This window comes from Halopseudomonas sp. T1L2, assembly GCF_055397385.1.
Window position 1 is genome coordinate 3768079 of the sequence record NZ_AP040865.1, and the last position, 20650, is coordinate 3788728.

The following is a 20650-nucleotide window of genomic DNA, read 5'->3' on the forward strand; positions in this document are numbered from 1 at the left end:
CGCTAGCAAGTGAATGCCTCTCGAATCCAGTGGTAGGACTTCGGATTCGAAGGGTCGCCTTCGGCGGCTATGACGTCAAAACGACAGGGCTGGTTGGCCAGGCGGGGCGTGTTCAGCAGATAGTGCTGCGCGGTATGAATCAGGCGATGCTGCTTGGCCCGATTAACGCTCTCTGCTGCGCTGCCCCAATGGCTCTGCTGCCTGTAGCGCACTTCGACGAATACTACTGTATCGCCGTCGCGCATGACCAGATCAAGCTCGCCCTGTCGGCACCTATAATTGCGTGCCAGACAGGATAGACCTGCGTTGCACATGATTTGTTCAGCCATGCGCTCGGCGAGGTTGCCCAGCTGCTGCCGGCTGGTCGGATGCGGCATCAGAGGGCGCCGCTGTCGCTCGGTGCTGCAGGTTCAAGGACTCCATTGCGGATCTGGCCCCAAGGTAGCAGGCGCTGAATTCGCCCGGTGCTGTCCAGCGTCAGTTCGCCGGTCGCGCCTTCTATGTGTGTATCCGGGTATTCGCGCATCTGGGGCAGGCGGGCAAAGATGCGCTGGGTGTCAACACCCATGGCGTAAAGGCGCCCCAGAGCCCCTCCTGCCTGGGGCCAGTTGCCGGTGACGTCCGAATAAAGTGGATCGTTCTGCTCCAGCAGCCAGGGAATCTCGGCGATCAGCAAGCCGTCAAGGTCGGTATTCTGCATGCCGCTAGAGTCGATCTGATAGGCGTGCGATGTCGCGTAAACAGGCAGGTCGGCTGCGTACTGGAAGGCCAGAGTCGGCTTGATCTGGCGTGCCTGCAAGGGGGTTGCTGCGAGGAACAGGGCGTCCAGATCCTGACGTGGCGTGGGCTGGGCCAGTACGTCGCCGAGGATGCTGCTGATGCGGTTCGCTCGATTCTCGCTCTGCTTGATTTTCAGCAATTCGCCCATCTGATTGGCAACGGCTGCGGGCTGGTCTACCAGCTCCTGACCAATCAGGATGCCGCCGAGGCGCTCCCATTCAGTGATAAAGGCACGGTTGGCGCGTTGGCTCCAGTCATCCCGTGTGCTCAGGGTGGCCATGCGGCGCTTGCCGTCGTGCCAGGCACGAATGGCCGCAGAGCGAGCCTCGTCCTCCGGGGCGAGCCCGAACTGATAGATGCTGCTGTCCGAGGTGGCCTGTTCGGCGTAGTTCAGTACCAGGGTCGGCAGCGGAAGTGCGCCGCTGCTGGCCAGTTGGGCGACCTTGTCTTTCTCCAGGGGGCCGATCATCCATTGAACGCCCTCACGCTTGGCCTGATTCAGCGCGTCGATGGCCTGGCTGTACTGGGTGCTGTCATAAAGGGTGACCTGAGGCTGGCTGATGCCCTGACTTTGCGCCTGGTACTGCGCAGCCAGGAAACCATCACGCAGCGCCTGTGCTGCGATGGCGAGTGGCCCGTTGAAGGGCAGCAGCAGGCCGATGTGAGTTGGGCGACTCGCCTGCAGCGCTTCGATTTGCTGGATCGAGTCGGGCAGGCGATTGGCGGCGGGATGGGTTGCATGGCTTTCCTTCCAGGCCTTCAGCGCCCGGACTTGCAGGTCCAGATTGCGCTGATTGCGGGTAATCAGTGCCAGCTCAAGCCATCCTGCGAATTCACCGCTGGCGCCGTCGCTGGCCGTCTGCAGTGTCTTGGTTTTCGCCTGGGTCAGGCTGTCCCAGATTGCCTGGTTGTTAGCAGTCTGCTGGCTTGGGGCAAGCAGGCTGTGAATAAAGACGCGCTCCCGGGCTGCTTCGATGTATTGCCCGTTGGCGTCCAGTATATCTGCGCGCAACTGCTGAATGCGCAGCTGTTCGGGCAGGGGGCGGATGTCGAGCTGCTCAAGGGACGGGTGCTTGATTGCGGTCAGTGCCGTGACGTTGTCACCCAGGGCCATCGCGCTGGTGGCCTGCAGCTCGCTGAATCGAATCTGCTGGTCTGCTGGCAGGGCGCTTTGCGGAATGTCCTCGAGGACGCGCAGGGTCTGCTCGGGATTACCGTTGTTCAATGCGGTCTGGGCGGCGTGCAGGCGGAGCAGGTTGGCTTCGGCACCGTCATGGCGGGCGGCACTTTTCAGAATTTCTTCAACCGAGGCATCGGGTGTGCGGGGCAGCTCGTCCAGGCTTTTCGGTGCGGAAGCACAGCCGGCCAGCACTGTGGTCAGTGTCAGAGCCAGGGTCGACAGGCGAATGGAGCGGTGCATGCGAGGTGTCCTTACGAGCGGGATTGGGGCGAAAGGCCGGCGGGTCGGGTGGCGTCATTGTACCCAAGCAGACGTGCAATCTCCAAGGTGCACGGCACACCCCGGGCAGCTGCTGTACAATGCGTCACAAATTGCGTTCAGGAAATCCCATGACCACTGTTGCCGGTACTCTTTTTGTGGTGGCTACGCCGATCGGTAATCTTCAGGATATGAGTCCGCGAGCGCTTCAGGTGCTCAAGGATGTCCGCCTGATTGCTGCCGAGGACACCCGCCACAGCGCCAGGCTGATGCAGCATTTCGGTATTGATACGCCGATGACGGCCTGTCATGACCATAATGAACGGGATAAGGGTGAGCGGCTGGTTGAGCGTCTGCTGGCCGGTGATGATGTTGCCCTGATTTCCGATGCCGGTACGCCGCTGATCTCCGACCCCGGTTACCACCTGGTGCGTCAGGCGCGCGAGGCTGGTGTCAGAGTATCTCCTGTGCCGGGGGCCTGTGCCCTGATTGCCGCGCTCAGTGCGGCGGGTATGCCGTCGGACCGCTTTGCCTTTGAGGGGTTTCTTCCTGCCAAGGCTCACGGGCGTCGGCAGCGTTTGCAGGCGCTTGCAGCGGAAGACCGGACCTGGATGGTCTACGAGGCGCCGCACCGTTTGCTTGAGTGTCTGCAGGACATGCAGCAGGTGTTGGGTGGCGAGCGGCGGGTACTGCTGGCTCGCGAGCTGACCAAGACCTTCGAGACCTTGCGTGCGGCGCCGCTCGCTGAGCTGGTTAAGTGGGTCGCGGGCGATTCGGATCAACAGCGCGGTGAGTGCGTGCTGGTAGTGGAGGGGGCGCCTGCGCGGCAAGCCGATGAGGTCGGTGACGAGGCGCTGCGGGTGCTGGATCTGCTGCTGGCGGAGTTGCCGCTCAAGCGGGCTGCAAAGCTGGCGTCAGAGATCACCGGGGTGCGCAAGAACCTGTTGTATCAGATCGCACTGGAGCGCGGCGCCCAATAGATTGGGGTGGCGGCCAAAGCAATGCTTGCCCTGCGCCGCTCCGCCCGCTAATCTTGCCGCCAAGAGTTGGCTGGGCAGTCGCTGTGGCGCTACGCAAGTAGTGTCGTGGAGGAAAGTCCGGGCTCCATAGGGCAAAGTGCCAGGTAACGCCTGGGAGGCGCGAGCCTACGGAAAGTGCAGCAGAAAGCAAACCGCCTAAGCGCGCAAGCGCCGGTAAGGGTGAAAAGGTGCGGTAAGAGCGCACCGCGCAGCTGGTAACAGTCTGTGGCGTGGTAAACCCCACTTGGAGCAAGACCAAATAGGAATCCGTCGGTGTGGCCCGCACTGGATTCGGGTAGGTTGCTAGAGGTTGTCAGTGATGGCGATCCCAGAGGAATGACTGTCCTCGACAGAACCCGGCTTACAGGCCAACTCTTATTTTCCTTCCTGTGTGACTTACTTCTTCTTAGAGCAAAAAAATCTTACTCCTCACAATTCACTTTAACTTGTGAGGCGATCTTTTTGCTTTGGTTATTTTTTGTTGCTTCCTAATACCCTCTTTTGCATCCACATTCCCGCTAAAACCACCTAAACCACTGCTGTGCAAGGTTTTTTTCCTCTGTGCGGCTCTTGACGCTGTATAGGTGCATTTCTATAGTGTCGCAAAGTGGTGTTATGTGGGACGGAGTGGGATTTTTTGGCGAGCTCCGGCCAATTATCTAGGGGAAGGACGACAACGTGTTTCGCGGAGCCAATGCCATCAATCTCGACGCCAAAGGGCGACTCGCGATGCCTGCGCGCTATCGCGACCGTCTGTTGGCGTCCTGTGATGGACAGTTGGTTGTCACTATCGCGCTGGAAGACCGTTGTCTCTGGATTTACCCCCTGCACGAATGGGAGGCCGTCGAAGCCAAGCTGCGGCAGGCGCCCAACATGAATCCTGCGGTCAAGCGTCTGCAACGACTGCTGATCGGTAATGCCTTCGAGCTTGAGCTGGATGGCGCCGGTCGCTTTGTCGTTCCGCCGCTGCTGCGTGAATACGCCGGGCTGGACAAGAAGGTAATGCTGGTCGGTCAAATCGGTAAGTTCGAGCTCTGGAGTGAAGACGCCTGGACTGCTACCACCTCTGCCTATCTGGACGAGTCGCAGGAGGCTGGCGAGTTGCCGGCTGAACTGCACTCGCTGAGCCTGTGAGTACCGTGTCCTCCTATTCCCATATCAGTGTATTGCTGAACGAGGCGCTTGATGCGCTCGCCATTCAGCCTGACGGCATCTATATCGACGGCACGTTCGGCCGAGGAGGTCATAGTCGAGCATTGCTCGCCCGCTTGGGGCCAGAGGGCAGGCTGATTGCCTTTGACAAAGATCCGGAAGCCATCCGGGCTGGCGAACAACTGGCGGCCGAAGACGGCCGCTTTGTCGTTGTACAGCGGTCCTTTGCCGAGATGGCTGACGAAATGCGTGCGCGCGGTCTGCACGGGCGTATCAGTGGTGTTTTGCTGGATCTGGGTGTGTCCTCGCCCCAGCTCGATGATCCGACCCGTGGCTTCAGTTTTCTCAATGACGGCCCGCTCGACATGCGCATGAATCCCGGTGTTGGCCAGAGTGCAGCCGACTGGGTCAACAGTGCCAGCGAGGCGGATATCGCCACCGTGCTCAAGGAGTACGGTGAGGAACGCTTCTCCAAGCGTATGGCCCGGGCGGTAGTAACCCGCCGCGCAGGGCAGCCCTTTACCCGCACCGGTGATCTGGCGGCGGTCATCAAGGAAGCCAACCCCGCCTGGGAAAAGGGTAAGCACCCGGCGACCCGCGCGTTCCAGGGCATTCGCATTTTCATCAACCGCGAGCTGGATGATCTGGCCGATGGCCTGCGTGCAGCGCTGGATGTCCTGGCACCGGCCGGCCGCCTGGCGGTAATCAGCTTCCACTCGCTGGAAGACCGCATGGTCAAGCAGTTCATGCGTCGTGAGGCCAAGGGCGCTCCGATTCCGCGTGACCTGCCGATTCGCGACATTGATATTCCGGTGTCGATCAATCTGGTCGGCAAGGCGATCAAGCCGAGTGCCGCCGAGATCGATGCCAACCCCCGTGCCCGCAGCGCCGTGCTGCGTATTGCGGAGAAGCGCTGATGAACGCGCCTGCGCCACTGTCCAAGCGTTCCGGCCTGCCGACTGGCAGCGGCTGGCTGACGCTGGTGTTCGTGCTGGGCGTTGCCAGTGCGCTGGCAGTGTCCTACAGCGCCCACTGGAGCCGTCAGCTGCTCAACGAGTTGGCGACCGAGATGGATGTGCGTGAGAAGGCGCAGGCGGAATGGGGACGGCTGGTGCTGGAGCAGAGCACCTGGACGGCCTACAGCCGCATTGAACGGATTGCCACCGAACAGCTCGGTATGCACGTCCCTGAACCCAGCGACGTGATTCTGGTGAAACCATGAAGCGATTTGCGCTCAAGTCCAACGGTAGCCTGTACCCCTGGCGTTTTCGCCTTGTTATCGGGCTGCTTGGGCTGTGCTGCGCAGCGGTTGTCTGGCGCATTGCCGAGCTGCATGTGCTGGACGAAGGCTTCCTGCGCAGTCAGGGCGACAAGCGCAGTGTGCGCCATGTGCCGATTCCGGCTCACCGGGGTCAGATCACCGACCGCAACGGTGAGCCGTTGGCAGTCAGTACACCGGTGTTGACCATTTGGGCCAACCCGTCGCAGCTGATCGATCAGCAGGCTCACTGGCCGGAGCTTGCCAGCGCCCTGGGTACCGATCTGGCGACCTTCAGCGAGCGCCTCAAGGCCAATGCCGACAAAGAGTTCATCTATCTGCGGCGGCGCATGACCCCGGCCTCCGGCGAAGCGGTGATGGCGCTCAAGGTGCACGGCGTCTACAGCATCGAAGAATACCGCCGCTTTTACCCTGCCGGTGAGGTGGCGGCGCATCTGGTCGGCTTCACCAATGTTGACGAGCAGGGCCAGGAAGGGCTTGAGCTGGCCTATGACCAGTGGCTTCAAGGTGTGCCGGGCAAGCGCCAGGTTTTGCAGGACCGCCGTGGTCGTCTGATCAAGGATGTGCAGGTGGTCAGCAACGCCCGTCCGGGCAATGACTTGCGCCTCTCTATCGATCTGCGTCTGCAGTATCTGGCGCACCGTCAGCTGCGCGAAGGTATGCAGGAGTTCGGCGCCAAGGCCGGGTCGGTCGTGATGCTCGACGTGCATACCGGTGAAGTGCTGGCGATGGTCAATCAGCCGTCCTATAACCCCAACAATCGGGCCAATCTGCAGCCGAGCATGATGCGCAATCGCGCCATGATCGATGTGTTCGAGCCGGGTTCGACCATGAAGCCGATTTCCATGACCGCTGCTCTGGCGACCGGCCGCTGGAAGCCGAGCGATCAGGTCAATGTCTATCCGGGCACCCTGCGAATCGGTCGTTACACCATTCGCGATGTATCAAGGGCACCGGGTGGCGTACTCGATCTGGCGGGCATTCTGCTCAAATCCAGTAACGTCGGCATGAGCAAGGTGGCGCTGGATATTGGCGGCGAAGCGGTACATGACGCCATGGCGGCGGTGGGCCTGGGTGAGTACACCGGTGTTGGTTTCCCGGGCGAAAGCGTCGGCAAGCTGCCGACCTACCGCACCTGGCGCTCGGCCGAAACCGCGGCCCTTTCCTATGGCTACGGCCTGTCGGTAACCGCCGTTCAGCTGGCGCAGGCCTATGCGATTCTGGCCAACGACGGTCGCAAGGTGCCGATGTCTTTGCTGCGGGTGGACGGTTTGCCCGACACCCAGCAGGTGCTGCCGGAAGATGCCACCCGAATGGTTCAGGAAATGCTGCAGAACGTCATTGAGGCCGAGGGCGGCACCCACAGGGCGCGGGTTCCGGGCTATCACGTATCCGGCAAGAGTGGTACCGCACGCAAGGCCAGTACCTCGAGCAAGGGCTATCAGGAAGACTCCTATCGTTCGCTGTTTGCCGGGTTCGGCCCGAGCAGTGACCCGCGCATCGCCATTGCCGTGGTCATCGATGAGCCCAGCAACGGCGGCTACTACGGCGGTCTGGTTGCGGCCCCGGTATTTGGCGGGCTGATGTCCAATGCACTGCGGCTGATGAACGTGGCGCCCGATAATCTGGCTTCGCTGGAGCAGCCTGCACTGCCATCGCCGCGGGCATTGGTCACCACCGGAGAGCCGCGATGAAGCTGTCTCAGCTATTCCCTGGCAAGGTACACGCCGACGCGGATATTGGCGGCATCACCCTCGACAGCCGCCACGTGCGTGATGGTGATCTGTTTGTTGCGTTCCCCGGTCTGCGTCACGACGGCCGGGACTATATTGCCCAGGCTGTTGCTGCTGGTGCCGCCGCGGTCGTTCTGGAATCGCAGGGCGCTGTCGCACACCAGCTGGCCGTGCCGTCGGTGCAGATTGAAGGGCTGGCGGAACAATTGTCTGCGCTGGCTGACCGGTTTTATCAGCAGCCCAGCGCCGCGCTGCAGGTGATCGGTATCACCGGCACCAACGGCAAGACCAGCGTCAGTCAGATGCTGGCGCAGGCGCTGGACCGTCTGGGCAGCCGCTGCGGCGTGATCGGTACCCTTGGCAGCGGCCTGGCGGGTGCGCTGATTGATCACGGCATGACCACGCCAGATGCCGTTGCGGTACAGGCGCAACTGGCGTCGATGCGTGACCAGGGCGCAAGCCACGTGGCGATGGAGGTGTCCTCCCATGCGCTGGACCAGCACCGCGTTGCCGCGGTGCGTTTTGCTGTGGCGGTGTTTACCAATCTGAGTCGCGATCATCTGGACTATCACGGCACCATGGCTGCCTACGGCGAAGCCAAGGCGCAGCTGTTCCAGCGCGATCTGCAGGCGGCTGTGGTCAACCTGGATGACGCTTTCGGGCGTGAGCTGGCCGAGCGCTGCGCCGCGCCGGTTATCGGTTACAGCCTGAGCGATCCTGCTGCGACGCTGTATTGCCGAGAGCTGCTCTGTGACAGCCTTGGGCTGAACGCCCGGTTGCAGGTGCAGGGCCGCGAGTTTGCCCTGCGCAGCCCGCTGCTGGGCAGTTTCAATATGAGCAACCTGCTCGCCGTGCTGGGCAGTCTGCTGGCGCTGGGCGTCGATGCCGGCGCAGCCGTTGAGCAGGTCGCGCAGTTGCAGCCGCCAGCCGGTCGCATGCAGCGCCTTGGCGGCGGCGACCTGCCGCTGGTGGTGGTCGATTACGCGCATACCCCGGATGCACTGGAGAAGGCTCTGACCGCTCTGCATCAGCATGCAGCAGGGCGGGTTGTCTGCATCTTCGGGTGCGGCGGCGACCGGGATAACGGCAAGCGGCCGATGATGGCGCGGGTTGCCGAACAGTTTGCCGAGGCCGTGGTGGTCACCGATGACAACCCGAGAACCGAGCCTTCGCAGCAAATCATCGAACAAATTTGTCAGGGTGCGGAACACCCGCAGGCACTGACCGTCATACCCAACCGTGCGCAAGCCATCGCCAGTACGATTGCGGCAGCGCGGCCCGGCGATGTGATTCTGCTCGCCGGCAAGGGTCACGAGAATTACCAGGAGATTGACGGAGTGCGTCACCCCTTCAGCGATATTGAACAGGCCAGCCTCGCGCTGCAGCAGTGGGAGGCCGCCCATGCTTGATGCGTTGCGTCTGTCCGATCTGCTCAAGCCGCTGGCCGCCACCCTCAACGGGGTGGATACCCATTTCGACAGCGTCAGCATTGATGCCCGCAAGGTTGCCAGGGGCGGCCTGTTTGTTGCGCTGCCCGGCAGCCGCAGCAATGGCCACGACTTTGTCGCCCAGGCCCGCGAAAACGGCGCTGCAGCGGCCATGGTCGAATACCTTGTCGATGATCCGCTGCCGCAATTGCTGGTGCACGATTGCCAACTGGCTCTGGGCCAGCTGGGCGCCCTGGTGCGCGATCAGTTCCGCGGCACCGTGATCGGCATTACCGGCTCCAGTGGCAAGACCACGGTAAAGGAAATGCTCGCCGCCATTTTGCGTGAGTGCGGGCCGGTACTGGCCACCCAGGGCAATCTGAACAACGAACTTGGCGTGCCGCTGACCCTGCTGCAGCTTGATGCCGGGCACCGCTTTGCCGTGATCGAGATGGGCGCGGCGCAGGTGGGCGATATCAACTACACCATGGGTCTGGTCAAACCGCAGATCAGTGTGCTGACCAACGCCGGCATGGCGCATGTTGGCCGGTTTGGTAGTCCGGAGAGCATTGCCAGGGCCAAGGGCGAGATCGTCAGCGCGCTGCCCGATGGCGGTCAGGCCATCCTAAATCTGGACAGCCCCTGGTTCGAGCAGTGGTATCAGTTGCTCGGCAGCCGACGTACCGCATGCTCGTTCAGCCTGAAGAATCCGACTGCACAGCTGCGCGCCGAAGAGGTCGAGATCGACGCCACCGGATGTCCGCACTTCAATCTGGTGACCCCGGTCGGCGTGGTCCCGGTTCGTCTGCAGTTGCGCGGGGAACACAATATTGCCAATGCGCTGGCAGCGGCGGGCGCGGCGCTGGCGGCAGGTGCGCCACTGGATGCGATTGCCCGGGGTCTGCTGTCCCTTGCGCCGGTGGCGGGGCGCGGCAACTGGCTGAACGGCATTGGTGGTGCACAAATCATTGACGACGCCTACAACGCCAACCCGGCGTCTGTGAAGGCCGCCATCGATGTGCTGGCCAGCCTGTCCGGTCGGCGTCTGCTGGTGCTGGGCGATATGGGCGAGCTGGGCGAATGGGCCGAGCAGAGTCATCGTGACGTTGGTCTGCATGCGCGTGAGCGGGGCCTAGACGGGCTCTATGCGACAGGCAGGCTGTCTGCGCTGGCGGTGGGGGCATTCGGCGCCAACGGCCGGCTGTTCGATAGCCGCGAAGCGCTGATCGATGCCATCAAACAGGATCTGGATGCCAACACCCGGGTGTTGGTCAAAGGCTCGCGCAGTGCGGGCATGGATGTAGTGGTCGCCGGCCTTCTGGCCCCGGCGGACGCGCACGACAACGATAACGGGGCCAGCTGATATGTTGCTTTTACTCGCCGAATTCCTCCAGCAGTACTACTCCGGCTTCGCCGTATTCCAGTATCTGACCCTGCGCGGCATTCTGGGTGTGCTGACGGCGCTGGCGATGGCGCTGTTTCTGGGGCCCTGGATGATTCGGACGCTGCAGATTCGGCAGATCGGCCAGGCGGTGCGCAATGACGGTCCGCAGTCGCACCTGTCCAAGAAGGGCACGCCAACCATGGGCGGCGCATTGATTCTGGTTGCCATCGGTGTCAGCACTCTGTTGTGGGCAGACCTCAGCAATCTGTATGTCTGGGTGGTACTGGGCGTTACCTTCAGCTTTGGTGCGGTTGGCTGGGTGGACGACTATCGCAAGGTGATCGAGAAAAATTCGCGCGGCCTGCCGTCGCGCTGGAAGTACTTCTGGCAGTCGGTGTTCGGCCTGGCAGCAGCCGTCGTGCTGTATATGGCGGCCAAGACGCCGGTCGAAACCACCCTGATCGTGCCGTTCTTCAAGCAGGTCGAGTTTCAGCTTGGGGCGCTGTTTGTGGTGCTGACCTACTTCGTCATTGTCGGCTCAAGCAATGCAGTCAACCTGACCGATGGCCTGGACGGGCTGGCGATCATGCCGACGGTCATGGTGGGCGGTGCGCTGGGCATCTTTGCCTATCTGTCAGGTAACGCGAAATTTGCCGAGTATCTGCTGATCCCCTATGTGCCGGGTGCTGGCGAGCTGATCATCTTCTGTGGCGCGCTGCTGGGCGCCGGTCTCGGATTTCTCTGGTTCAACACCTATCCGGCTCAGGTTTTTATGGGCGATGTCGGCGCGCTGGCGCTGGGTGCAGCGCTGGGTGTGATTGCCGTGATCGTCCGGCAGGAAATCGTCCTGTTCGTCATGGGCGGCATTTTTGTGGTGGAGACGCTGTCGGTGATCGTGCAGGTAGCGTCGTTCAAGCTGACCGGTCGCCGGGTGTTCCGCATGGCGCCCATTCACCACCACTTTGAACTCAAGGGCTGGCCGGAGCCGCGCGTGATCGTGCGCTTCTGGATCATCACCGTGGTACTGGTGCTGATCGGTCTTGCCACCCTGAAACTGCGTTGAGGAGCAGAGTGTGTCTCTGATTACCACGGACAAAAAACGGATAATCGTCGGGCTCGGCAGCAGCGGGCTCTCGGTCGCCCGTTATCTGGCAGGCCAGGGCCTGTCCTTTGCCGTGGCCGACACCCGCCAGAATCCGCCGGGTCTGGAGCAGCTCAAACGCTTTGCCCCCATGGCTGATCTGTATCTGGGCGAGCTGGACGAAAACCTGCTGAGCAGCGCAGACGAGCTGATCGTCAGTCCCGGTATCGCACTGGCCACACCGGCGCTGCAGACGGCGGCCAAAGCAGGCGTTTCCATCGTTGGTGATATCGAGCTGTTCGCGCGGGCGGCCAAGGCGCCGATCGTTGCGATTACCGGTTCCAATGCCAAGAGCACGGTTACCACACTGGTGGGTGAGATGGCGCAGGCGGCGGGCGTGAAGGTCGCCGTGGGCGGCAATCTGGGCACGCCGGCGCTGGATTTGCTGGATCAGGATGCCGAGCTTTACGTGCTGGAGCTGTCGAGCTTCCAGCTGGAAACCACCGACCGCCTGAACGCGCTGGTCGCCACTGTATTGAACGTCAGTGAAGATCATATGGATCGCTACAGCGGTCTGCCGGCCTATCACATGGCCAAGCACCGGATTTTCCGTGGTGCGCAGCAGGTGGTGATCAACCGCGATGACGCGCTGTCGCGGCCGCTGATTGCCGATCAACTGCCATGCCTGAGCTTTGGTCTGTCACGCCCCGACTTCAAGGGCTTCGGGCTGATTGAGCAGGATGGCCAGACCTGGCTGGCTTACGAGTTCACCGCACTGATGCCGGTCAGTGAGTTGCGCATTCGCGGTTCGCACAACCAGGCCAATGCCTTGGCCGCGCTGGCGCTGGGTCAAGCGGCTGGCCTGCCGATGGATGCCATGCTGCAGGCGCTGAAGGCATTCCCGGGGCTGGCGCACCGCTGCCAGTGGGTTGGCAGCCACGCCGGTGTCGAGTATTTCGATGATTCCAAGGCAACCAATGTGGGCGCGGCGCTCGCGGCCATCAACGGCTTTGCCGCGGACATGAGCGGCAAGCTGGTGCTGATCGCCGGTGGCGACGGTAAGGGTGCTGACTTTTCATCGTTGCGAGAACCGGTGGCAGCAAGCTGCCGCGCCGTTGTGCTGCTTGGCCGTGATGCCGAACTGATCGCCGCAGCCCTTGACCCGCAGACCCGACTGGTTCGTGTTGCCTCTATTGAAGAGGCAGTAACCGCTGCGGCGGCATTGGCGGAGCAAGGCGATCTGGTGCTGCTGTCGCCGGCCTGTGCGAGCCTGGACATGTTCCGCAACTTTGAAGAGCGCGGTCGGCTGTTCGCCGAAGCGGTCGGGAGGTTGGGCGCATGAATCTGACCTTCAACCTGCGTGATGCCGCCGCGCCGCTGATCGGCGAGCGGCGCTTTGATATGGATATGCCGCTGCTGGTTGGCGCGGTCGCATTGCTGGCGTTGGGGCTGGTCATGGTCACCTCCGCCTCGATGGAAGTTGCGGCCGGCCGGCTGGGCAGTCCGCTGTTCTACATGAATCGCCAGATCGTGTATCTGCTGATCAGTCTGGTTGCGCTGGCCGTCACCCTGTCGGTACCGGTCGCGGTATGGGAACGCTTTCGCTTCATGCTGCTGTTCTTCGGCTTCGCCGGGCTGGTGGCGGTGCTGATTCCGGGCATCGGCCGTGAGGTCAACGGTAGCTGGCGCTGGATTGCGGTTGGCCCGATCAACGTACAGCCGTCCGAGCTGGCCAAGCTGTATGCAGTGGTCTTTCTTGCCGGCTATCTGGTGCAGCGCAAGGATGAGGTCAAGCAAGAGTGGTTTGGCTTCTTCAAACCGTTCATGGTGCTGGGCCCGATGGCCTGCCTGTTGATCGTCGAGCCCGACTTCGGTGCCACCGTGGTGCTGATGGGCGCGGCCACCGGGATGCTGTTCCTCGGTGGTGTTGGTCTGTTCCGCTTCCTGCTGCTGTTCGGCTCGCTGGGGGCGCTCGCCGCGCTGGCGGTCTGGGCCGAGCCCTACCGCCTGCAGCGCCTGACCGGCTTTCTTGACCCGTGGCAGGACCCTTACGGCACCGGCTACCAGCTGACCCAGGCGCTTATTGCCTTTGGCCGTGGCGAGTGGTTCGGCGTCGGTCTGGGTAACAGTATTCAGAAACAGTTCTACCTGCCCGAAGCGCACACCGACTTCGTGTTTGCGGTGCTGGCCGAGGAGCTCGGCATGATTGGCGCGCTGGCGGCCTTTGCCCTGCTGGTCTTTGTTGCGATTCGCGGCCTGTATGTCGGTCTTGCCGCCGAGGCCAGAGGCATGCTGTTCCACGCCTATCTGGCCTATGGTCTGGCGATCATGTGGTGCGGCCAGATTCTGATTAACGTTGGAGTGAACATTGGTTTGCTGCCGACCAAGGGGCTGACCCTGCCGTTCCTCAGCTACGGCGGTAGCTCGCTGGTGGTGTGCTGTGTTTGCCTCGGTCTGCTGCTGCGGATTGACTGGGAGCGTCGCCAGGCGGCACAAGGGGGCGGCCATGAGTAACAAGGTACTGGTCATGGCGGGCGGCACCGGCGGGCACGTTTTCCCGGCGCTGGCTTGTGCCCGCATGCTGCGTGATCAGGGCTACGAAGTGCACTGGCTTGGTACGCGCCGCGGCATTGAGGTGGACCTGGTGCCGCAGGCCGGCTTCCCGATCCATTACATCGATATTCAGGGCCTGCGCGGCAAGGGCAAGCTCGACCTGCTCAAGGCGCCGTTCCGTATTTTGCGGGCGCTGGGCCAGTCGCTGCGCTTGCTTGGCACGCTCAAGCCCGTTTGCGTGCTTGGCGCTGGCGGCTATGTTACCGGTCCGGGCGGGCTGGCAGCCTGGCTGCGCCGTATTCCGCTGGTCATCCATGAGCAGAATGCCGTGGTCGGCACCACCAACCGTTTGCTGACCCGTTTTGCCGAGCGTCGCTGCGAAGGTTTTGCCGGCAGCTTCGCCGACGGTGCAAACCGTCGCAGTACCGGCAACCCGGTGCGCGACGACATTTTTGCTACCCCGCCGATGAGCTGGGATGGCAGCCGCCCGCTGCGCCTGCTGGTGCTGGGTGGCAGCCTGGGCGCTATGCCGCTGAACAACTTGCTGCCAAAGGCGCTGGCGCGGATCGAACCGGCTCAGCGCCCGCAGGTGGTGCACCAGTGCGGCAAGCAGCACCTGCTGATGGCGCGTGAGGCCTATGAGCAGGCGGGTGTGCGTGCAGAAGTCGAGGCTTTCATTGCTGATATGGCGGGTGCCTACGCCTGGGCCGATCTGGTGATTTGCCGCGCCGGCGCACTGACTGTCTGTGAGCTGGCTGCCGCAGGACGCCCGTCACTGCTGATTCCGCTGCCGCATGCCATCGACGACCATCAAACCGCCAATGCCCGCTATCTGGCCGACCGCGGCGCCGCGGTGCTGATGCCGCAGGCCCAGCTCGATGATGAGCAGCTGGCCAGCACCCTGATCAACTACATGAACAACCCGGAGCTGCTGCAACAGATGGCCGAACGAGCCCGTGAACAAGCCACCCCGAACGCGACTGCCGATGTGGTGCGCGCCTGTCTGGAGGTAGCCCGTGAGCACTAACAAGCGCAGTCAGGCAACCTTTACGCTGCCGGAGATGCGGCGCATCCGCAATATTCACTTTGTCGGTATCGGCGGCGTGGGCATGTGCGGCATTGCAGAGGTGTTGCTCAACCTCGGTTATCAGGTATCCGGTTCGGACCTGAAGCGCTCAGCCGTGACCCAGCGCCTGGAATCCTTCGGTGCGCGCATCGACATCGGCCATCGTGCCGAGAATGTGCAGGAGGCGGATGTGCTGGTGGTTTCCAGCGCGATCAATCCGCAGAACCCGGAAGTGGCGGGCGCCATCGAACGCCGCATCCCCGTGGTGCCACGCGCCGAGATGCTGGCCGAGCTGATGCGCTATCGCCATGGCATTGCCGTCGCCGGCACCCATGGCAAAACTACCACCACCAGTCTGATTGCCTCTGTGCTGGCGGCTGACGGTTTGAGCCCGACTTTCGTGATCGGCGGCAAGTTGACCGCCGCCGGCACCAATGCCCAGTTGGGTGAAAGCCGCTATCTGGTTGCCGAAGCCGACGAGAGCGATGCGTCCTTCCTGCATCTGCAGCCGATGGTTGCCATCGTCACCAATATCGACGCCGACCACATGGCGACCTACGAGGGCGACTTCAACAAACTGAAGCGCACCTTCGTCGAGTTTCTGCACAACCTGCCGTTCTACGGGCTGGCCGTGCTGTGCATCGATGATCCGGTGGTGCGCGAGATTCTGCCGCAGATCAACCGTCAGGTGATCACCTACGGTCAGTCCGAGGATGCCGACATCCGCGCGGTAGATATCCATCAGAAGGGCATGCAGACCTACTTTACCGTGCTGCGTGAGGGCCGCGAACCACTCAAGGTCTCGGTCAACATGCCGGGTGTACACAACGTGCTGAACTCGCTGGCGACCATTGCGGTGGCGACCGACGAAGGCGTTTCCGATCGCGCCATCATCGAAGGTCTGACCGGGTTCCAGGGCGTCGGTCGTCGCTTCCAGGTGCAGGGCAACTTCCAGTGGGGCAACGGCGAAGTAATGCTGGTCGACGACTATGGCCACCACCCGCGTGAGGTGGCTGCGGTTATCAAGGCGGTCCGTGCCGGCTGGCCCGAGCGTCGCCTGGTCATGCTCTACCAGCCGCACCGCTACAGCCGTACCCGTGATCTCTACGAAGACTTCGTTCAGGTGCTGGGCGATGCCAATGCGCTGTTGCTGATGGAGGTCTACCCGGCCGGAGAAGAACCGGTTCCGGGGGCAGACAGCAAGCATCTGTGCCGCAGCATTCGTCAGCGTGGTCAGCTGGACCCGATTTATGTCGAGCGTGATGCCGACGTTATGCCGCTGCTGGAAGCGGTACTGCAGCCTGGCGACATTCTGCTGACCCAGGGTGCGGGTGATATTGGTGGGCTCTCGGTCCAGTTGGCCGAGGCTCTTGGCAAGCGTGATACCGGAGGTAAGGCCTGATGGTCGATGTAACTGACTTTGGGCGTGTAGCAGTGTTGTACGGCGGCAAGTCCGCCGAGCGTGCGGTATCGCTGAAATCCGGCGCGGCTGTGCTCGCTGCGCTGCAGAACGCGGGTGTCGATGCCTATGGCATTGATGCCGATGAGTCTCTGGCGGAGCAACTGCTGAGCCAGCGCCCGGATCGCGTGTTCATTGCGCTGCACGGGCGAGGCGGTGAGGATGGCAGCCTGCAGGGGCTGCTGGAGAGCCTGCAGATTCCCTATACCGGCAGCGGCGTGATGGCGTCTGCGGTTGGCATGGACAAGCTGCGTACCAAGCAGATCTGGCAAAGCATCGGACTGCCGACGCCGGCCTACGCGATGCTGCGCGGCGCCGAGCAGTGTGCCGGCATCGTCGAGCGCCTGGGCACGCCCCTGATCATCAAGCCGGTGCACGAAGGTTCCAGCATCGGTATGGCCAAGGCCGACAACCTGCAGCAGCTGCAGGCGGCCTGGGAAAGTGCGCGCAGCTACGACGACGAAGCACTGGTTGAACAGTGGGTGCAGGGTGCCGAGTTCACCGTTGCCATTCTGGATGGCAAGGCGCTGCCGCCGATTCGCTTGCGCACCCCGCACAATTTTTACGACTACGACGCCAAGTATCTGGCCAATGACACCCAGTACCTGTGCCCGTGCGGCCTGCCGTCCGAGCAGGAAGAACAGCTCAAGGCGATCAGCCTGCAGGCGTTCGATGCGGTTGGCTGTAAAGGCTGGGGTCGGGTCGACGTGATGCAGGATGAGCAGGGCAATTTTTATCTGCTGGAAGTGAACACCGTTCCGGGAATGACCGATCACAGCCTGGTGCCGATGGCTGCCAAGGCGACCGGAATGGATTTTGATGCGCTGGTGCTGGCCATTCTGGCCGGTACGCTGAACTGACGGATAACCCGATGCAGGCGATTCGCGACACACGCAACACCGCACCGCTATCGCGCCGTAAGGCCGGTGGGCGTGGTGCTGTGCGTGTGGCCCCGGCCCAGCCGAGGCAGTTGCCGCGTCTGCGTCTGCCGCGCCCCGACCTGGGCGGCCTGATTGGCCGTGCGCAGCACCTGCTCTGGCCGCTGCTGCTGGTCGCGCTCGGTATGGGGCTGTACGAACTTGGCAGCCGGTTGATGCCCCTGGCAGACCGGCCGATTGCACTGGTCAGCGTTGAGGGTGAGCTGCAGTACATCGATCGGGACGCCGTCCAGCAGGTGATACAGCCTTACCTGAGTGACAGCTTCCTCGGTATCGATCTGGCAGGCCTGCACGCAGATCTGCTGGCCATGCCCTGGGTAGCCGATGCGTCGGTTCGCCGGGTTTGGCCGGACAAGCTGGTGATTGCTCTGGATGAGCAGTTGCCGGTAGCCCGTTGGGGCGACAAGGCGTTGCTGAATAACGAAGGCAAGGCGTTTGAGCCGCAGGAAATCGCGCGTTTCAGCGAGTTGCCGCAGCTCAACGGCCCCGAGCGCTCCAAGCGTAAGGTGATGCGTCAGTACCAGCAGTTCAGCAGCCTGTTGCGTCCGCAGGGCATGGTGGTCAGCAAGCTGGAGCTGCGTGACCGCGGCAGCTGGTTCCTGACTACCGATGACGGTATGGAGCTGCTGCTGGGGCGGGACAATCTGGTGGACAAGATGCAACGGTTCATGGCCATCGAGCAACTGATGCTCAGTGATCGTCGGGAACTGATCGCGCGGGTAGACCTGCGCTACAGCAATGGCATGGCTGTCGCCTGGCGTGATGTCGGCGAAGCTGAAAAAGCGGCGGAGTAACGGGAAGATTATGGCAAGCAAGCAGGGCAGCAGAATGATTGTGGGCCTGGATATCGGCACCTCCAAGGTCGTGGCGCTGGTCGGCGAGATCGGTGCGGACGGCACGCTGGAAATCGTCGGCATCGGCTCGCATCCTTCGCGCGGACTCAAGAAGGGCGTGGTGGTCAACATCGAGTCGACGGTGCAGTCCATTCAGCGCGCCATCGAGGAAGCCGAGCTGATGGCCGGCTGCCAGATCCACTCGGTCTATGCCGGAATCGCGGGTAATCATATTCGCAGTCTGAACTCCAATGGCATTGTTGCCATTCGCGATCGCGAAGTGGTCCAGGCCGATATCGAGCGCGTCCTGGACGCCGGCCAGGCCGTCGCCATTCCTGCTGACCAGAAGGTTCTGCATATCCTGCCGCAGGAGTATGTGATCGATAACCAGGAAGGTGTGCGCGAGCCGCTGGGCATGTCCGGCGTGCGCCTGGAAGCCAAGGTGCATCTGGTGACCTGTGCGCTCAACGCGGTGCAGAACATTGAAAAATGCATCCGTCGCTGCGGGCTGGAAGTCGAAGACGTGATCCTCGAGCAGTTGGCATCCAGCTACGCGGTGCTGACCGAGGACGAGAAGGAGCTGGGCGTGTGCCTGGTCGACATCGGTGGCGGCACTACCGACATCGCCATCTTTACCGAAGGCGCCATTCGCCATACCGCGGTGATTCCGATTGCCGGTGACCAGGTCACCAATGACATCGCCATGGCGCTGCGTACTCCGACCCAGTACGCCGAGGAAATAAAGATTCGCTATGCCTGCGCGCTGGCCAAGCTGGCCGGCCCGGAGGAAACCATCAAGGTGCCAAGTGTGGGTGAACGGCCACCGCGCGACCTGTCTCGCCAGGCGTTGGCGGAGGTAGTTGAGCCGCGTTACGACGAGCTGTTCACACTGATTCAGGCCGAACTGCGCCGCTCCGGCTTCGAAGACATGATTCCGGCCGGCATCGTCATGACCGGTGGCACCGCCAAGATGGAAGGTGCCATCGAGCTGGCCGAGGAGATTTTCCACATGCCGGTTCGCCTCGGTATGCCACAGGAATTCAAAGGGCTCACCGACGTGGTGCGCAACCCGATCTACGCCACCAGCGTGGGCTTGCTGCACTACGGCATGAAACATCACGGTGACCATGGCTCGCAGCCGAGTGAGAGCAACAAGACTCCGGTACTGGAGCGAGTGAAGAAGTGGTTTCAGGGCAATTTCTGATTGCGCTGTTGCAGTACTAGACCCGCCAAAGCGGGCATGACGCAGTAAACGAAACGAAAACGATACGAGTAGCTATTCAAGGAGAAAGGCCATGTTCGAACTGATCGATAACGTTCCTCAGAACGCAGTAATCAAGGTCGTCGGTGTGGGCGGTGGCGGCGGCAACGCGCTGCAGCACATGGTGGTGAACAATGTGGAAGGTGTTGATTTCATCTGCGCCAACACCGATGCCCAGGCACTGAAAAACGTCAGCGCGCGTACCGTGCTGCAACTGGGTTCGGGTGTCACCAAAGGTCTGGGTGCCGGTGCCAACCCGCTGATCGGCCGTGAGGCTGCGATTGAAGACCGCGAGCGCATTGCCGAGGTGCTGCAGGGCTCTGACATGGTATTCATCACCGCAGGCATGGGTGGTGGTACCGGTACCGGTGCGGCGCCGATCGTTGCAGAAGTCGCCCGTGAAATGGGTATCCTCACCGTCGCCGTCGTGACCAAGCCGTTCCCGTTCGAAGGTCGCAAGCGTCTGCAGGTGGCCGAAGAAGGTATCCGTGAACTGAGCCAGCACGTTGACTCGCTGATCACCATCCCGAACGAAAAGCTGCTGACCGTGCTTGGCAAAGACGCCAGCCTGCTGGCAGCCTTCAGCAAGGCCAACGACGTGCTGCTGGGCGCGGTACAGGGTATCGCTGATCTGATCATGCGTCCGGGCATGATCAACGTCGACTTCGCCGACGTGAAAACCGTCATGAGCGAAATGGGCATGGCAATGATGGGTACCGGCCACGCCAGTGGTCCGAACCGCGCCCGCGAAGCGGCGGAAGCGGCCATCCGCAGCCCGCTGCTGGAAGACGTCAACCTGATGGGCGCGCGCGGTATTCTGGTCAACATTACCGCCGGTCCGGATCTGTCGCTGGGCGAGTTCTCCGAAGTCGGCAGCACTGTCGAAGAGTTTGCCTCTGAAACCGCGACTGTTGTGGTCGGTACCGTTATTGATCCCGAGCTGCGTGACGAGCTGCGGGTTACCGTAGTTGCAACCGGTCTGGGTGCGCGTGAAAAGCCGGTGAAGGTCATCGACAATACTGCCGCAGCGCCTGCTCAGAGCGTCCAGCGTCCGGAAGCCGGTGCACCGAACTACCGCGATCTGGAACGCCCGACCGTCATGCGCAATCAGGCTCCGGCCGGCGCTGCTGCCGCGTCTCGTCTGACTCAGCCGGCGGATGATCTGGATTATCTGGATATTCCGGCATTCCTGCGTCGTCAGGCTGATTGAACTGGTCAATTGAAGGCATAGGGGTAATTGGTATTCA

Annotated in this window: 18 protein-coding genes and 1 other RNA gene; 17 read left to right on the plus strand and 2 right to left on the minus strand. The window is 62.2% G+C overall.

Annotated elements, in window-relative coordinates:
- Window positions 1-2: 2 nt before the first annotated feature.
- Both ACZ5WQ_RS17745 and ACZ5WQ_RS17750 read right to left on the minus strand, forming a co-directional pair.
- Window positions 3-377, minus strand: coding sequence for a YraN family protein (locus ACZ5WQ_RS17745; RefSeq protein ID WP_088274803.1), 375 nt, complete (start codon window positions 375-377; stop codon window positions 3-5).
- Entirely contained in the window at window positions 377-2200 is a 1824-nt protein-coding gene (locus ACZ5WQ_RS17750) for a penicillin-binding protein activator (protein WP_464382793.1), read from the minus strand. The genes ACZ5WQ_RS17745 and ACZ5WQ_RS17750 overlap by 1 nt, the downstream gene beginning before the upstream one ends.
- 149 nt (window positions 2201-2349) lie before the next feature.
- Between ACZ5WQ_RS17750 and rsmI the strand changes: the two genes are divergently transcribed.
- The 17 genes from rsmI (at window position 2350) to ftsZ (ending at window position 20613) form a co-directional block, all read left to right on the plus strand.
- Window positions 2350-3198: a 16S rRNA (cytidine(1402)-2'-O)-methyltransferase gene (gene rsmI, locus ACZ5WQ_RS17755; protein WP_464382794.1), complete on the plus strand. Its 849-nt coding sequence runs from the start codon at window positions 2350-2352 to the stop codon at window positions 3196-3198.
- 62 nt (window positions 3199-3260) lie between these two features.
- Window positions 3261-3617, plus strand: an RNA gene (gene rnpB, locus ACZ5WQ_RS17760) — RNase P RNA component class A.
- Window positions 3618-3915: 298 nt separating this feature from the next.
- On the plus strand, window positions 3916-4371 hold the full coding sequence (gene mraZ / locus ACZ5WQ_RS17765; RefSeq protein WP_088274809.1) for a division/cell wall cluster transcriptional repressor MraZ: 456 nt from the start codon (window positions 3916-3918) through the stop codon (window positions 4369-4371).
- On the plus strand, window positions 4368-5306 hold the full coding sequence (gene rsmH, locus ACZ5WQ_RS17770) for a 16S rRNA (cytosine(1402)-N(4))-methyltransferase RsmH (RefSeq protein WP_464382795.1): 939 nt from the start codon (window positions 4368-4370) through the stop codon (window positions 5304-5306). The genes mraZ and rsmH overlap by 4 nt, the downstream gene beginning before the upstream one ends.
- Window positions 5306-5611, plus strand: a complete 306-nt coding sequence (gene ftsL, locus ACZ5WQ_RS17775) for a cell division protein FtsL (RefSeq protein ID WP_088274813.1) — start codon at window positions 5306-5308, stop codon at window positions 5609-5611. Before rsmH ends, ftsL begins: the two co-directional genes overlap by 1 nt.
- On the plus strand, window positions 5608-7362 hold the full coding sequence (locus ACZ5WQ_RS17780; protein ID WP_464382796.1) for a peptidoglycan D,D-transpeptidase FtsI family protein: 1755 nt from the start codon (window positions 5608-5610) through the stop codon (window positions 7360-7362). Before ftsL ends, ACZ5WQ_RS17780 begins: the two co-directional genes overlap by 4 nt.
- Complete coding sequence (locus ACZ5WQ_RS17785; protein ID WP_269687955.1) at window positions 7359-8810, plus strand: UDP-N-acetylmuramoyl-L-alanyl-D-glutamate--2,6-diaminopimelate ligase; 1452 nt, start codon at window positions 7359-7361, stop codon at window positions 8808-8810. The genes ACZ5WQ_RS17780 and ACZ5WQ_RS17785 overlap by 4 nt, the downstream gene beginning before the upstream one ends.
- On the plus strand, window positions 8803-10191 hold the full coding sequence (locus ACZ5WQ_RS17790; protein WP_228245784.1) for a UDP-N-acetylmuramoyl-tripeptide--D-alanyl-D-alanine ligase: 1389 nt from the start codon (window positions 8803-8805) through the stop codon (window positions 10189-10191). Before ACZ5WQ_RS17785 ends, ACZ5WQ_RS17790 begins: the two co-directional genes overlap by 8 nt.
- Window position 10192: 1 nt before the next feature.
- Window positions 10193-11275 carry a phospho-N-acetylmuramoyl-pentapeptide-transferase gene (mraY, locus tag ACZ5WQ_RS17795; protein WP_464382797.1) on the plus strand — a complete coding sequence of 361 codons (1083 nt, stop codon included), beginning with the start codon at window positions 10193-10195 and terminating at the stop codon, window positions 11273-11275.
- 10 nt (window positions 11276-11285) lie between these two features.
- Window positions 11286-12635, plus strand: coding sequence for a UDP-N-acetylmuramoyl-L-alanine--D-glutamate ligase (gene murD / locus ACZ5WQ_RS17800; protein ID WP_464382798.1), 1350 nt, complete (start codon window positions 11286-11288; stop codon window positions 12633-12635).
- Window positions 12632-13807 (plus strand): putative lipid II flippase FtsW, encoded by a 1176-nt coding sequence (gene ftsW, locus ACZ5WQ_RS17805; RefSeq protein WP_464382799.1) that lies wholly within the window; start codon window positions 12632-12634, stop codon window positions 13805-13807. Before murD ends, ftsW begins: the two co-directional genes overlap by 4 nt.
- Window positions 13800-14873, plus strand: a complete 1074-nt coding sequence (gene murG, locus ACZ5WQ_RS17810; protein WP_464382800.1) for an undecaprenyldiphospho-muramoylpentapeptide beta-N-acetylglucosaminyltransferase — start codon at window positions 13800-13802, stop codon at window positions 14871-14873. The genes ftsW and murG overlap by 8 nt, the downstream gene beginning before the upstream one ends.
- Window positions 14874-14907: 34 nt before the next feature.
- Window positions 14908-16314, plus strand: coding sequence for a UDP-N-acetylmuramate--L-alanine ligase (murC, locus tag ACZ5WQ_RS17815; protein WP_233049836.1), 1407 nt, complete (start codon window positions 14908-14910; stop codon window positions 16312-16314).
- The gene (locus tag ACZ5WQ_RS17820) at window positions 16314-17231 is read left to right on the plus strand and encodes a D-alanine--D-alanine ligase (RefSeq protein ID WP_228245788.1); all 918 of its coding nucleotides are present in this window, start codon (window positions 16314-16316) and stop codon (window positions 17229-17231) included. Before murC ends, ACZ5WQ_RS17820 begins: the two co-directional genes overlap by 1 nt.
- Window positions 17232-17242: 11 nt before the next feature.
- Window positions 17243-18103: a cell division protein FtsQ/DivIB gene (locus ACZ5WQ_RS17825; protein WP_464382801.1), complete on the plus strand. Its 861-nt coding sequence runs from the start codon at window positions 17243-17245 to the stop codon at window positions 18101-18103.
- A gap of 10 nt (window positions 18104-18113) precedes the next feature.
- Window positions 18114-19346: a cell division protein FtsA gene (gene ftsA, locus ACZ5WQ_RS17830; protein ID WP_088274833.1), complete on the plus strand. Its 1233-nt coding sequence runs from the start codon at window positions 18114-18116 to the stop codon at window positions 19344-19346.
- A gap of 91 nt (window positions 19347-19437) precedes the next feature.
- The gene (ftsZ, locus tag ACZ5WQ_RS17835) at window positions 19438-20613 is read left to right on the plus strand and encodes a cell division protein FtsZ (protein ID WP_228245790.1); all 1176 of its coding nucleotides are present in this window, start codon (window positions 19438-19440) and stop codon (window positions 20611-20613) included.
- The last annotated feature ends 37 nt before the right edge of the window (window positions 20614-20650 follow it).